The organism is Enterobacter genomosp. S, assembly GCF_001631805.1.
GTDB classification, from domain to species: domain Bacteria; phylum Pseudomonadota; class Gammaproteobacteria; order Enterobacterales; family Enterobacteriaceae; genus Enterobacter; species Enterobacter quasihormaechei.
In genome coordinates, this window is the sequence record NZ_LVVA01000006.1 from 23,525 (window position 1) to 37,630 (window position 14,106).

Genomic DNA, 14,106 nt, shown 5'->3' on the forward strand with positions numbered 1-14,106 from the left:
TTTTCTTCTGTCGCCGCGATTATACTGCGCGGCGTGTACCCAGATGATAAGAATCCATGAAAACCCTTTTTCTGATGTTGTTCTTTTTAACCGCATTTGCCCATGCCGATGAGATTGGCGGCCAGTATAAAAAGCAGGCTGAAGCGGGCAATGCGCGCGCGCAGTATTATCTCGCCGATACATACTTGAGCTCCGGTGACAAAATGCAGGCAGCGCTGTGGGCCGAGAAAGCCGCGAAAGGCGGTGACGTCGACGCTATGGGGTTACTCTCGCAGATCCTCTTTACGCAGGGGGATTATGCTCAGTCCAAAACGCTGGCGCAGCAGGCCACCATCGCAGGCAGCAAGCGCGGCACAATTATGCTGGCGCGTATTCTGGTGAACACGCAGGCGGGTAAAACCGACTATCCCCAGGCCATCAAGCTCCTGCAATCGGCGACCGAAGATATCGATAGCGACGCGGCGGTGGACGCACAGCTGCTGCTGGGGCTGATTTATGCCAACGGTATTGACGTCCCTCAGGATGACGCGCAGGCCGCATCGTGGTTTAAACGCAGCTCGTCATTGTCACGTACCGGCTATGCGGAGTACTGGGCAGGGATGCTGTTCCAGCAGGGAGAGAAAGGCTTTATCACGCCGAATAAGCAGAAAGCGCTCTACTGGCTGAACCTGAGCTGTACCGAAGGGTTTGATACGGGGTGTGAGGAGTTTGATGCGTTGAGCGGAGAATAATGTGCCGGGTGGCGGCTTCGCCTTACCCGGCAACCCGTAGGCCCGGTAAGCGCAGCGCCACCGGGCTTAGGATGTTACTGGTCAGCCGTCTTATCAAAACGACCCAGCACCTCGCGTTCATACGCCAGCGCCTTTTTACGGTCGAATTTATGTTCCCACTTGGAGATAACCAGCACCGCCAGCGCGTTACCCACCACGTTCAGCGCGGTACGCGCCATGTCGAGGATACGGTCCACACCGGCGATGAACGCCAGGCCTTCCAGCGGAATACCCACGCTGCCCAGCGTCGCCAGCAGCACCACGAAGGAGACGCCCGGCACGCCTGCGATGCCCTTTGAGGTCACCATCAGCGTCAGAACCAGTACGATCTCCTGCCACAGCGACAGGTCAATGCCGTACAGCTGCGCGATAAAGATCGCCGCAATACTCTGGTACAGCGTCGAGCCATCCAGGTTAAAGGAGTAGCCGGTCGGCACCACGAAGCTCGTTATCGACGCTGGCGCACCGTACGCCTCCATCTTCTCGATAATGCGCGGCAGCACGCTCTCGGAGCTTGCGGTGGAGTATGCCAGAATCAGCTCATCCTTCAGGATGCGGATCAGGATCCAGATACTCAGCCCGCACAGGCGCGCCACAATCCCCAGCACCACCAGCGCGAAGAACAGAATGGCGAAGTGCACCAGGATCACCAGCTTCGCCAGCGGCCACAGGGAGGCAAAACCGAAGTTCGCCACGGTCACGGCAATCAGCGCAAAGACCCCAACCGGCGCATAGCGCATGACCATGTGGGTGACTTTGAACATGGTTTCGGAGATAGAGCGGAACACGGTCACCAGCGGCTCACGGTGCGTTGCCGGCAGGGAGGAGAGCCCCAGACCAAAGAGCACCGAGAAGAAGATGATCGGCAGCATCTCGCCTTTCGCCATCGACGCGATAATGTTGGTCGGCACAAGCGACAGGATCGTGCCCATCAGGCCGTGAGCGTGGCTCTGCACGTCAGCGGTCGTACTTTGATATTTCGAAATATCCACCGTCGCCAGCTGCGACATATCAATCCCGGAACCTGGCTGGAATACGTTCGCCAGGGTGATGCCAAGAATGATGGCAACCGTGGTGATCACTTCGAAATAGATAATGGTTTTTGCACCGATGCGGCCTAACTGTTTCGCATCACCTACCCCGGCAATACCGACCACCAGCGTCGAGATCACAATGGGCACCACAATCATCTTGATCAGATGAATAAAGATATCGCCCGCAGGGGAGAGAAGGTTCGCAATCAGCCACTCGCGGCTGTCGCTATGATAATGGAGGTAACTGCCCAGCAAGATGCCCAGCACAAGGGCCAGCAGGATCTGCCAGGCCAGGCTGACTTTCAAATTTTTCATAGAAACTGACTTCCTCAATGAAATCTCCGCACCAGCAAAACTGCATGAATATGGAGACATACTGAAAGGGTATGAATTGTGTTGCGTTGGTTTATGGGATTTTTTAACGCGCCGTATGAGTATCATTTGCACGGCATGCTGCGCAAGCCTTAAAGAACAAGGCATTTCACTGCAAAAAGGGTCACTGGCGGTAATTTATAGCAATTCGCATAAATAACCGTTTGTTATACAAAATATTTTCACTGCAAAAAAGTGAATAATTCTTCTGATGGATTATTTCCCTTCAAAGTTTCATTCGCTCAATTTTCATACGCTTCAGACAATGCGTGATCTGTCGCCCAAATACTAAACAAAGCTTGTAAAGCCCCTACTATTAACGTTTTTGCGACATATTATTAACATCTTACAAGGAGAAAAAAAGCCATGAGCCAAATACACAAACACGACATTCCCGCAAACATTGCGGACCGTTGCCTGATAAGCCCGGAGCAGTACCAGGAGAAATATCAGCAGTCTATTTCCAGCCCTGACGCGTTCTGGGGCGAGCAGGGCCACATCCTCGACTGGATCAAACCTTATCAGAAGGTAAAGAACACCTCTTTCGCGCCAGGTAACGTCTCCATTAAATGGTATGAAGACGGCACGCTGAACCTGGCGGCGAACTGCCTGGACCGCCATCTTGCCGAGCGCGGCAACGAAACGGCCATTATCTGGGAAGGCGACGATGCCTCTCAGAGCAAACATATCTCTTATAAAGAGCTGCACCGCGACGTCTGCCGCTTCGCCAACGTGCTGCTGGCCCAGGGCATTAAAAAAGGCGATGTGGTGGCTATCTATATGCCCATGGTGCCGGAAGCCGCGGTAGCTATGCTCGCCTGCGCGCGCATCGGTGCGATCCACTCCGTGATCTTCGGCGGCTTCTCGCCGGAAGCGGTTGCCGGACGCATCGTTGACTCTAATTCGAAGCTGGTGATCACCGCTGACGAGGGCGTGCGCGCCGGGCGCGGTATTCCGCTGAAGAAAAACGTCGATGAAGCGCTGAAAAACCCGAACGTAAAATCCATCAATAACGTCATTGTCCTCAAGCGTACCGGCGGCAAGATCGACTGGCACGAGGGGCGCGACCTGTGGTGGAGCGACCTGATTGAAAACGCGAGTGACCAGCATCAGCCTGAAGAGATGAACGCGGAAGATCCGCTGTTTATTCTTTATACCTCAGGCTCAACCGGTAAACCGAAAGGCGTACTGCACACTACCGGCGGCTATCTGGTATACGCCGCGACGACCTTTAAATACGTTTTCGACTACCATCCGGGCGACATCTACTGGTGCACCGCAGACGTAGGCTGGGTCACCGGTCACAGCTACCTGCTGTACGGCCCGCTGGCGTGCGGCGCAACGACGCTGATGTTTGAGGGCGTACCGAACTGGCCGACCCCGGCGCGCATGTGCCAGGTGGTTGATAAGCACCAGGTTAACATTCTTTACACCGCGCCAACGGCAATCCGTGCGCTGATGGCGGAAGGGGATAAGGCCATCGAGGGCACTGACCGCTCCTCATTGCGCATCCTCGGCTCCGTAGGCGAGCCGATTAACCCGGAAGCCTGGGAGTGGTACTGGAAGAAAATCGGCAACGAGAAGTGCCCGGTGATGGACACCTGGTGGCAGACCGAAACCGGCGGCTTCATGATCACGCCAATGCCGGGCGCTACGCAGCTGAAAGCCGGTTCGGCCACGCGCCCGTTCTTCGGCGTGCAGCCTGCGCTGGTAGACAACGAAGGCAATCCGCAGGAAGGCGCCACCGAAGGCAACCTGGTGATCGTCGATTCCTGGCCAGGCCAGGCACGCACCCTGTTCGGCGACCATGAGCGCTTCGAGCAGACCTACTTCTCGACCTTCAAAAACATGTACTTCAGCGGCGACGGCGCGCGCCGGGATGAAGACGGTTATTACTGGATCACCGGACGCGTGGACGACGTGCTGAACGTTTCCGGCCACCGTCTGGGTACGGCAGAGATTGAGTCCGCGCTGGTGTCGCATCCGAAGATTGCCGAAGCGGCGGTGGTCGGCATTCCGCACAACATCAAGGGCCAGGCGATTTACGCCTACGTCACGCTGAACCACGGTGAAGAACCGTCGCCGGAGCTGTATACCGAGGTGCGCAACTGGGTACGTAAAGAGATTGGCCCGCTTGCCACGCCGGACGTACTGCACTGGACCGACTCGCTGCCGAAAACCCGTTCCGGCAAGATTATGCGCCGCATCCTGCGCAAAATCGCGGCAGGCGATACCAGCAACCTCGGCGATACCTCAACGCTTGCCGATCCTGGCGTGGTGGACAAACTGCTCGAAGAGAAGCAGGCCATCGCAACGCCTTCATAATTTTTTCTCCCTCTCCCCGTGGGAGAGGGCCGGGGTGAGGGCATCAGACCGCACCTTCCTCCCCTCACCCTCTCCCCTTAGGGGAGAGGGAACTAAAACAAACCAACCTTACCTCTGGAGATTTCTGTGATGAATAACGATATTTGTCAGCAGATAGAGAATAGTGCGCACTACAGGGAGCTCGTCGAAAAACGGCAACGGTTTGCCTTCATCCTTTCCATCATCATGCTGATTATCTACGTCGGCTTTATTCTGCTGATCGCCTTTGCACCGCAGTGGCTTGGTACGCCGCTGCACGCCGGAACCAGCGTTACGCGCGGTATCCCGATTGGCATTGGCGTTATCGTTATTTCGTTTGTGCTGACGGGTGTGTACGTCTGGCGTGCGAACGGTGAATTCGATCGTCTTAATAAAGCAGTGCTGCAAGAGGTAAAAGCATCATGAAGCGAGTCCTGACGGCGCTTGCCGCCACACTTCCCTTTGCCGCCCAGGCGGCGGATGCCCTTACCGGCGAGGTTCAGCGACAGCCCACCAACTGGCAGGCTATCGTCATGTTCCTGATTTTCGTGGTACTGACGCTGTACATTACGTACTGGGCATCGAAACGCGTGCGCTCCCGTAACGATTACTACACCGCGGGCGGCAACATAACCGGCTTCCAGAACGGGCTGGCAATTGCGGGTGACTTCATGTCTGCCGCCTCGTTCCTCGGGATCTCCGCGCTGGTTTACACCTCCGGCTACGACGGTCTGATCTACTCCCTCGGCTTCCTCGTCGGCTGGCCGATCATTCTGTTCCTGATTGCCGAGCGCCTGCGTAACCTTGGTCGCTACACCTTTGCAGACGTGGCCTCCTACCGTCTGAAGCAAGGCCCTATCCGCATGCTGTCCGCCTGCGGTTCGCTGGTGGTCGTGGCGCTGTACCTGATTGCCCAGATGGTGGGCGCAGGCAAGCTGATCGAGCTGCTCTTCGGCCTGAACTACCACGTCGCGGTGGTGCTGGTGGGCGTACTGATGGTGATGTACGTTCTGTTCGGCGGCATGCTGGCCACCACCTGGGTGCAGATCATCAAAGCCGTGCTGCTGCTGTTCGGCGCCAGCTTTATGGCCTTCATGGTGATGAAACACGTCGGCTTCAGCTTCAATAACCTGTTCACCGAAGCGATGGCTGTCCACCCGAAAGGAGAAGCGATCATGAGCCCGGGCGGGCTGGTGAAAGATCCGATATCCGCGCTCTCTCTCGGTCTCGGCCTGATGTTTGGTACCGCTGGCCTGCCGCACATTCTGATGCGTTTCTTCACGGTGTCAGACGCGCGTGAAGCGCGTAAGAGCGTCTTCTACGCCACCGGCTTTATGGGTTACTTCTACATCCTGACCTTTATCATCGGCTTCGGCGCGATCATGCTGGTGGGCGCGAACCCGGCGTTTAAAGACGCGGCGGGCGCGCTGATTGGCGGTAACAACATGGCGGCGGTGCACCTGGCCGACGCGGTGGGCGGCAACCTGTTCCTCGGCTTTATCTCCGCCGTGGCCTTCGCCACCATCCTTGCGGTGGTCGCCGGACTGACGCTGGCGGGCGCGTCTGCGGTATCGCACGACCTCTACGCCAACGTCTTCCGTAAAGGCGCGAGCGAGCGCGACGAGCTGAAGGTTTCCAAAATCACCGTGCTGGTGCTGGGCGTGGTCGCTATTCTGCTGGGGATCCTGTTTGAGAAACAGAACATCGCCTTTATGGTGGGACTGGCCTTCTCAATTGCGGCAAGCTGTAACTTCCCAATCATTCTGCTCTCCATGTACTGGTCCAAACTGACCACCCGTGGGGCGATGATAGGCGGCTGGCTGGGGCTGCTGACGGCAGTGGTTCTGATGATCCTCGGCCCGACAATTTGGGTGCAGATCCTTGGTCACGAAAGCGCTATCTTCCCGTATGAATACCCGGCGCTGTTCTCCATTGCCGTGGCGTTTATCGGGATCTGGTTCTTCTCGGCCACCGACAACTCGCCGGAGGGTAACCTGGAGCGTGAGAAATTCCGCGCCCAGTTTATCCGCTCGCAGACCGGCCTGGGCGTTGAGCAGGGCCGCGCGCACTAAGCCTTTCTCCCCGGTCATGCTGGCCGGGGAGCTTAAAACATCACCCACGCCACCAGCGGCGCGATGAGCACCATCGTCACGCCCGAGAGCATCATCACCAGGCTTGCCACCACGCCCTCCTGCTGACCGAGTTCATACGAACGCGCCGTTCCCGCACCGTGCGACGCCGCGCCAAAGCCCGCCCCTTTCGCCATCCCTTCCCGAATAGACAGCCGCAGAAACAGCATATCGCCCACCGCCATGCCGAATACGCCGGTGACGACCACAAACAGCGCCACCAGATCCGGCTGCCCGCCGAGCGGTTTGGCGGCCGCCAGCGCAAACGGCGTGGTCACCGAGCGTACGGCCAGGCTGCGTTGAATTTCATCGGAGAGGGTAAACAGCCGCGCCAGCCAGACGGAGCTACAGACCGCCACCACCGTCGCGGTGACGACGCCCGCGCTGAGCGACATCCAGTGGCGTTTGATAATCGCCAGGTTGTCATACACCGGCACCGCAAAGGCGATAGTCGCCGGGCCGAGCAGCCACAGCAGCCAGTGGGATTCACCAATGTAGTTCTGCCAGGAGATATGGCCGAAGACCAGCATCAGCACCAGCAGGATGGGCGTGAAGACCAGCGGCATCAGCGGCAGCGTGCGAAAGCGGCAATACAGGCGCTTGTTGGCAAAGTAGATGGCGACCGTCACGATCAGGCACAGCACGCTTATCTGAAAGTTAGTCATGCTTTTGCCTGCTGATTTCGAACCGGTACACCTTATCCACCACCCAGGCGGTGGCCCCCAGCACCATCAGCGTGCTCAGGGCAATAACCGCGAAGATGCGCCAGCCGTCGACCATCAGCAGCTGCGCATAGTTCACCACCGCCACTACGGCTGGAACGAAAAACAGCAGCATCTCCGCCAGCAGCCAGCGCGCGCCGGCGCGCACCCAGCTGAGGGGCAACGCGCGGCAGAGGATCAGCGCCAGCATCAGCACCATCCCCACCAGGTTAGCGGGTAAAGGCAGGTGCAGCCAGTCGACAAGATATTCCGCAAAAACAAACAGTCCCGCGTAGAGCAGTACCTGAAAAGGGACCTGGAGTCGTTGCACAACGGCAGGCGTAACACGGCTTAACGCCACGGCCATGGTTTTTTTCCTCAGAATTGAGACGAGGCGCCAGTATAGTGAGCGTACGTCATCGACTGAAATGAATTAAAATCATCGAAGGTATAGTTTCGAGGAATAATCATGGACATAAGAACGCTGCGCTATTTTGTCGAGGTGGTTCGCCAGCAAAGTTTTACCCGCGCAGCGGAGAAGTTGTTCGTTACCCAGCCCACCATCAGCAAGATGCTGAAAAACCTCGAAGACGAGCTGAACTGTACCCTGCTTATTCGTGACGGACGCAAGCTGCTGCTGACCGATACCGGCCGCGTGGTGTTCGAACGTGGGCTGGCGATCCTGGCAGAGTTCCGCCAGCTGGAGGCCGAGCTTGGCGACATCAATCACCTGACAAAAGGGCTGCTGCGGCTCGGCATTCCGCCGATGGTCGGCATGATGATGGCCGGACCAATAAGCCTCTTTCGCCAGCGCTACCCCGGCGTTGAGCTTAAAATTTCTGAGTTTGGCGGCCTGACCGTGCAGCAGGCGGTGATCAACGGCGAGCTGGACGTGGCCATGACGGCCCTTCCCGTAGAGGAAGAGAGCGGGCTGGCAACGCTGCCGCTGTTCAGCCATCCGCTGTGCGTGCTGGTGCCCCGCTCCGGCGACTGGCTGAAGGTTGAGTCGGTGAACCCCGAGCGGCTCGGCGAGCACCCGCTGCTGATTTACAACGAAGATTTCGCCTTAAGCCGACAGCTGATGGCGCTGTTTAATCACCATAACGTGAAGCCCCGCATTGCGGTGCGCAGCGGCCAGTGGGATTTCCTCGCGGCAATGGTCCAGGCGGGCGTGGGGATTGCCATTCTGCCGCAGCCGATTTGCGAACGGCTGGATAAAAACACGCTGCGCTGGATCCCGCTGGAGAGCGACCTGCACTGGCAGTTGGGGATGATTTGGCGTGAAGGGGTGTATCTGTCGCACAGCGCACAGGCGTGGCTGCAATGTTGTGAGGGATTTTGGGTGCGGTCTGAATAGTGCCGGGTGGCGGCTTCGCCTTACCCGGCCTACGGTTCGAATGTAGGCCCGGTAAGCGCAGCGCCACCGGGCAACCACGCGCTACTGATTCTCTATCAACAGCGCTTCCAGCAGATCCAGGTCGTGCAGTAGCTTTTGCAGCGTCTCGTTGCTGATCTGACGCGTCGCACGCAGGTGATACAGTTCGGCACGCTCGGAGCGCAGCGCCGCCAGGCGGAAACGACGCTCGAGGTTCTCTTCCTGCAACGAACTTTCCACGTCGTTACGTCCGTCAGCACGACGGCGCAAATTACCAATCACGCGTGAACTGACTTCCTTCAGCAGTTGGTTATCAATGTTCTCTTCGGCATCGGCTGCCAGACGCTCCTCCATCTTCTCAATGGCGACAATCGCGACTTCCGCCGTCGCCGCACGGGCAATCCGCTCTTCTTTATGCTGCTGCGAGGAGTCACCCGCATCAATGTGTTGCAGCAGAATCGGCAGCATAATCACGCCGACGAACAGCGAGAAGAGGATCACGCCCGCCGCCAGGAACACCAGTTCGTAACGCGCCGGGAAGACGTCGCCCGTCGGCAGGAGCAGCGGAATGGAGAGCACACCGGCAAGGGTAATCGCCCCGCGTACGCCGGCGAAAGAGGCAATCAGCAGCTCGCGCGTGGTCCAGGAGCCGAACTCCATCGGCTTTTTCGTCAGGAAGCGGACGCTGAACTTTTTCATCGTCCACAGCCAGCCGAAACGCACCAGCATCAGCGCAAGGTAGATGAGCACGATATCGGTAAACAGCATCCAGACTTCAACGTTCGGATCGGCTTCTGCCGCGATCAGCGAAGATTCCATAATGCCCGGCAACTGTAGACCCAACAGCAGGAAGACCATGCCGTTAAAGACAAATTCCAGCATCGCCCAGGTACTGTTTGCACGCAGGCGCATCGCCAGCGGCGCGCGGCGCATCACGCCGGAGCGGGTGATGGTCATCCCCGCGGCTACCGCTGCCAAAATACCCGACACGCCGATATGTTCGGCAATCAGATAAGAGGCAAACGGCAGCAGGAACAGCAGAACAATTTGCGTCGCCGGTTCATCGCCGCCCCAGCGGCTGAGGAAGCGCAGTGAACGACCGTACAGCCAGCTCACCACAAAGCCTGCGAGGATCCCACCAATCGCCACCTTGAAGAATTCCAGGGTGGCGCCACCAATGGTAAAGACCATGGTGCCCATGGCTACCGCCACGGCAAACTTCAGGGCCACCAGACCGGAAGCGTCGTTCATCAACGCTTCACCCTGCAAAATGCCCATGATTTTCTTTGGTATGCGTCCTTCGCCTACGATGCCGGACAGCGCCACGGCGTCGGTCGGAGACAGCACGGCGGCCAGCGCAAAGGCGGGAATTAACGGGATACCCGGTACGGCCCAGTAGATCAGGAAACCTATCCCGACCACGGTAACGACCACCAGCGCCAGCGCCAGGCCGAAGATCTCTCGCCCGTGCTCAAGAAATTCGCGCGTCGGCGTTTTCCACCCATCGGCAAACAGCAGCGGCGGGATAAACAGCACGAGGAAAAGTTCCGGATCGAACTCCACGTGCAGACCGAACGTCGGCCACGCCAGCAGCGCGCCGATGGCTATTTGCATTAAAGGCAGGGGGACCTGGAAGGGCAGTACGCGTGTAACCACCCCGGATAATGAGACCACAAGGGTCATGATGAGTATTGTGAAGAAAATTTCCATGCGTTCCCTGTTTGCTGTGTTTCTTTTTAAGCCAAACCTGAGGCGTCGTGCCTCTTATTCTATCCTCTCCAGAGTAACGCAAAAGGCAACGGGATGAGTCCTGAAAATAAAAACGGGCGGCATGAGCCACCCGTTTTCGCATCAATGGATAATTTAGATTGCCCAGCCGCCCGCGTAGAACGCGACCAGCGCAACGGCGATCACCACGGTGCCGATGTTCAGCTTGCGCCACTCACCGGAGACCAGGCGGCCAATCACCAGCGAGGCGAAGCCGATCATGATGCCGGTCACGATGTTACAGGTCAGCACGATGAATACTGCGGTGATCAGGCCGGACATGGCGTCGACAAAATCCGCGAAGTCAATTTTCGCCACGTTGCTCAGCATCAGCAGGCCGACGTACATCAGCGCTGGCGCGGTCGCATACGCAGGCACCAGGTAGGAGAGCGGAGAGAGGAACAGGATCAGCAGGAACAGCACGCCAACGGTGATGGCCGTCAGGCCGGTTTTACCGCCTGCTGCTGTACCCGCTGCGGATTCGATGTACACCGCCGCAGGCGCCGCGCCCACCAGACCAGAGAAGACGCTGCTCAGGGAGTCGGTGGTCAGCGCTTTGCCACCGTCAATAATCTGGCCGTCTTTATCCAGCAGGTTAGCCTGCCCCGCCACCGCGCGGATGGTCCCGGTGGCGTCAAACACCGCCGTCATCACCAGCGCCAGCACGCTTGGCAGGATCACCGGGTTCAGCGCGCCGACGATATCCAGGCTGCCGATCAGGGAGTTGCCGTTGTCGTCGCTCAGCGATGGCATGGCGAAAATACCGGAGAAGTGAACGGTCGGGTCGAAGATCAGACCGACGATGGACACGCCGATAATGGTCAGCAGAATGCCGCCCGGCACCTTCAGTTTTTCCAGGCCGATAATCACCGCCAGCCCCACCAGCGACATGATCACCGGGAAGCTCGCAAAGTTACCCAGCGCAACCGGCAGGCCGTCCAGCGGATTCTTGATGACCAGCCCCACGCCGTTGGCAGCAATCAGCAGCAGGAACAGGCCAATACCGATACCGGTGCCATGCGCCACGCCCTGCGGCAGGTTGCGCAAAATCCAGCTGCGGATGCCGGTGGCAGAAATCACGGTGAACAGCACGCCCATCAGGAACACCGCGCCGAGCGCTACGGGGACGCTGATCTGCTGGCCCAGCACCAGGCTGAAAGCGGTAAACGCGGTCAGGGAGATGGCGCAGCCGATCGCCAGCGGCAGGTTCGCCCACAGCCCCATCACAATGGAGCCAACGCCCGCTACCAGACAGGTGGCAACGAAGACCGCCGCGGGTGGGAAGCCGGCTTTGCCGAGCATGCCCGGCACCACGATGACGGAGTACACCATCGCCAGAAACGTGGTCAGACCGGCAACAACTTCCTGGCGCACGGTACTGCCGCGAGCAGAAATTTTAAACATGGCGTCAAGTGAACCGCCGGTACGCGCAGATGGCGTAGACATAGAAAACATCCCCTGAAAATTTTTATTGAAAGTCCGTAAGCGTGGTGGAGACTCCACTGCCAGCGAAACGTCAAATCCTTGTGCTGCGTTTGCGACGAAAGGGGCGTCACAAAAAAAGCAAACGTTTAGCTCCGCGCTTACAAAACGGGTGGTCAAATGTAGGCAAACGATTATCTAGCCTAATACCCGCCCTTTTCAACTGAACTTTCTCGTTTTTCGCTAAAATCACCTCATGGCGATGAAGAATTAAGCAGAGGATGCGCAAACGTTATCGTCCGTGCGCAATTTCGTTACATTTCACGCCTCGCCGGGAATGGTCAGCGGGCCGCCTTTCTCCAGCGTGGTCTGCCAGCCTGGGCGCGCCTCCACGTTCTGTTTCCATGCTGCGATGTGGCTGAGGTTGTCGATACCGCCCCGCGCCAGCAGGGCGAAGATCGGAAAACTCATCTGGATATCCGCCATGGACAGCGCGTCGCCGGCAAACCAGGGGTTTTCGGCAAGATGCGCGTCAATAAAGCGCGCGTGCGTTTCCAGCTGGCGGTTGAGATATGCTTTCTGCACTCCCTGCCCCAGCGCTTTGCCCAGCGTGCGCAGGCCAAACGGTACCGGAGGCTTGCCGAGGCTGTTAAACACCAGCTTCATTAGCAGCAGCGGCATCAGTGATCCTTCGGCGTAATGCAGCCAGAAACGGTACTGCACCTTGCTGGCGGGATCTAACGGTTTGAATCGTGACTCCGGATCGTACGTTTCCTGAAGATATTCCAGAATCGCCCCTGATTCGGCCAGAACCAGTCCGTTATCTTCGAGTACCGGGGATTTTCCCAGCGGATGCACTTTTTTGAGCGAGTCTGGCGCGAGCATGGTTTTTTCGCGCTGGTAGCGCACGATGTCGTACGTCAGACCCAGCTCCTCCAGCGCCCAGAGGACGCGATGGGAACGAGACTGGTTAAGGTGGTGTACCGTTAGCATGATGTTCTCCGTTGATTGATACTTTTTAACTATAGAAAACTGAACAAGTTCACGAAAAAAATTCGGCTAAAATCCGATCGTCTGCGGTGGCAAAAACGGCGGCTGAGCATAAAATTAAAGTGTCAGTACAAACCGGAACCTCCTCCACAAGCTCGACACGAGGGGTACTGATGTCGGGGGAAACCCTCCCGTGAACCAGCGGGATAGAGAGAAAGACAAAGACCGGAAAAAACTAAAGCGCCCATAGTGGCGCTTTAGTTCTTTATGCTTGTTGCCGGGTGGTGCTGCGCTTACCCGGCGAAGGGGCCGCAGAATCTCAATCCTCCTCCAGCAGACGCGCCCCCGTTCCCTGCTCGCCCAGCCTGTCGCCCGGGTTACGCAGCGGACAGTCGCTACGTGATAAACACCCGCAGCCAATGCAGCCGTCCAGTTCATCGCGCAGGGCCACCAGCGTGTGGATACGCCTGTCCAGCTCTTCACGCCACTGGGATGAAAGCTCTTTCCACTCTTTCGGGCTAAGCGTATGCCCTTCCGGCAACACGCCGAATGCCTCACCGATTGTCGCCAGGGGAATGCCGATGCGTTGCGCAATTTTGATAATCGCCACGTAGCGGAGCACGTCACGGGTATAGCGGCGCTGGTTTCCGCCGTTACGGATGCTTTTAATTAACCCTTTGCTTTCATAGAAGTGGAGCGCCGATACCGCAACACCGCTTCGCTTTGCCACTTCGCCGGGGGTTAACAGCGCTTTAATGCGCGGCAATCTCTTTTCCATAAAACCTCTTTACCTCAAGTTAACTTGAGGAATTATACTCCCCCGCAGAGAAAACGACGAATCAACCGAGAAAGTTGTATCTACAGAGGGGCAACCTTATGTCGCATCAGCAAATTATTCAGACGCTTATTGAATGGATTGATGAACATATCGACCAGCCGTTGAACATTGATGTGGTCGCTAAGAAGTCGGGCTATTCGAAATGGTATTTACAGAGAATGTTCCGCACCGTGATGCATCAAACGCTGGGTGACTACATTCGCCAGCGCAGGCTACTGCTGGCGGCGCAGGCGTTACGCTCAACGCAGCGGCCCATTTTTGATATCGCAATGGATCTGGGCTATGTGTCGCAGCAGACCTTTTCCCGCGTCTTCCGCCGCGAGTTTGACCGGACGCCGAGCGACTACCGCCACCAGCTTAATTAA

The 14,106-nt window shown here is 57.6% G+C and carries 13 protein-coding genes; 6 read left to right on the forward strand and 7 right to left on the reverse strand.

Annotation, left to right across the window (positions count from 1 at the left end; translation table 11 throughout):
- The first annotated feature begins 56 nt into the window (after positions 1 to 56).
- Positions 57 to 731, forward strand: coding sequence for a tetratricopeptide repeat protein (locus A3466_RS06100; RefSeq protein WP_063449839.1), 675 nt, complete (start codon positions 57 to 59; stop codon positions 729 to 731).
- A 74-nt stretch (positions 732 to 805) separates the two neighbouring features.
- On the opposite strand, the gene gltP is transcribed toward A3466_RS06100, so the two are convergent.
- Positions 806 to 2,119 carry a glutamate/aspartate:proton symporter GltP gene (gene gltP / locus A3466_RS06105; protein ID WP_063449840.1) on the reverse strand — a complete coding sequence of 438 codons (1,314 nt, stop codon included), beginning with the start codon at positions 2,117 to 2,119 and terminating at the stop codon, positions 806 to 808.
- Positions 2,120 to 2,542: 423 nt separating this feature from the next.
- Here gltP and acs point away from each other — a divergent pair, with 423 nt between their 5' ends.
- The 3 genes from acs to actP all read left to right on the forward strand — a co-directional run bounded on the left by acs (position 2,543) and on the right by actP (position 6,591).
- The gene (gene acs, locus A3466_RS06110; RefSeq protein WP_063449841.1) at positions 2,543 to 4,501 is read left to right on the forward strand and encodes an acetate--CoA ligase; all 1,959 of its coding nucleotides are present in this window, start codon (positions 2,543 to 2,545) and stop codon (positions 4,499 to 4,501) included.
- Positions 4,502 to 4,630: 129 nt separating this feature from the next.
- Positions 4,631 to 4,945: a DUF485 domain-containing protein gene (locus tag A3466_RS06115; RefSeq protein WP_063449842.1), complete on the forward strand. Its 315-nt coding sequence runs from the start codon at positions 4,631 to 4,633 to the stop codon at positions 4,943 to 4,945.
- Positions 4,942 to 6,591 (forward strand): cation/acetate symporter ActP, encoded by a 1,650-nt coding sequence (actP, locus tag A3466_RS06120; RefSeq protein WP_063449843.1) that lies wholly within the window; start codon positions 4,942 to 4,944, stop codon positions 6,589 to 6,591. The genes A3466_RS06115 and actP overlap by 4 nt, the downstream gene beginning before the upstream one ends.
- 32 nt (positions 6,592 to 6,623) lie before the next feature.
- On the opposite strand, the gene A3466_RS06125 is transcribed toward actP, so the two are convergent.
- Positions 6,624 to 7,313, reverse strand: a complete 690-nt coding sequence (locus tag A3466_RS06125) for an LrgB family protein (protein WP_063449844.1) — start codon at positions 7,311 to 7,313, stop codon at positions 6,624 to 6,626.
- Positions 7,306 to 7,716: a CidA/LrgA family protein gene (locus A3466_RS06130; RefSeq protein ID WP_063449845.1), complete on the reverse strand. Its 411-nt coding sequence runs from the start codon at positions 7,714 to 7,716 to the stop codon at positions 7,306 to 7,308. Before A3466_RS06130 ends, A3466_RS06125 begins: the two co-directional genes overlap by 8 nt.
- A 102-nt stretch (positions 7,717 to 7,818) precedes the next feature.
- On the opposite strand from A3466_RS06130, the gene A3466_RS06135 reads away from it, so the two are divergent.
- Complete coding sequence (locus A3466_RS06135; protein ID WP_063449846.1) at positions 7,819 to 8,706, forward strand: LysR family transcriptional regulator; 888 nt, start codon at positions 7,819 to 7,821, stop codon at positions 8,704 to 8,706.
- Positions 8,707 to 8,787: 81 nt separating this feature from the next.
- On the opposite strand, the gene A3466_RS06140 is transcribed toward A3466_RS06135, so the two are convergent.
- The 4 genes from A3466_RS06140 to soxR form a co-directional block, all read right to left on the reverse strand.
- Positions 8,788 to 10,434: a Na+/H+ antiporter gene (locus tag A3466_RS06140; protein ID WP_063449847.1), complete on the reverse strand. Its 1,647-nt coding sequence runs from the start codon at positions 10,432 to 10,434 to the stop codon at positions 8,788 to 8,790.
- Positions 10,435 to 10,587: 153 nt separating this feature from the next.
- A complete protein-coding gene (gene ghxP / locus A3466_RS06145; protein ID WP_063449848.1) occupies positions 10,588 to 11,937 on the reverse strand; it encodes a guanine/hypoxanthine transporter GhxP in 1,350 nt (449 codons plus the stop codon).
- Positions 11,938 to 12,234: 297 nt separating this feature from the next.
- Positions 12,235 to 12,906, reverse strand: coding sequence for a glutathione S-transferase family protein (locus A3466_RS06150; RefSeq protein ID WP_063449849.1), 672 nt, complete (start codon positions 12,904 to 12,906; stop codon positions 12,235 to 12,237).
- Positions 12,907 to 13,222: 316 nt separating this feature from the next.
- Positions 13,223 to 13,681, reverse strand: a complete 459-nt coding sequence (gene soxR / locus A3466_RS06155) for a redox-sensitive transcriptional activator SoxR (RefSeq protein WP_023331806.1) — start codon at positions 13,679 to 13,681, stop codon at positions 13,223 to 13,225.
- A gap of 98 nt (positions 13,682 to 13,779) precedes the next feature.
- Between soxR and soxS the strand changes: the two genes are divergently transcribed.
- Complete coding sequence (gene soxS, locus A3466_RS06160) at positions 13,780 to 14,106, forward strand: superoxide response transcriptional regulator SoxS (RefSeq protein ID WP_003860277.1); 327 nt, start codon at positions 13,780 to 13,782, stop codon at positions 14,104 to 14,106.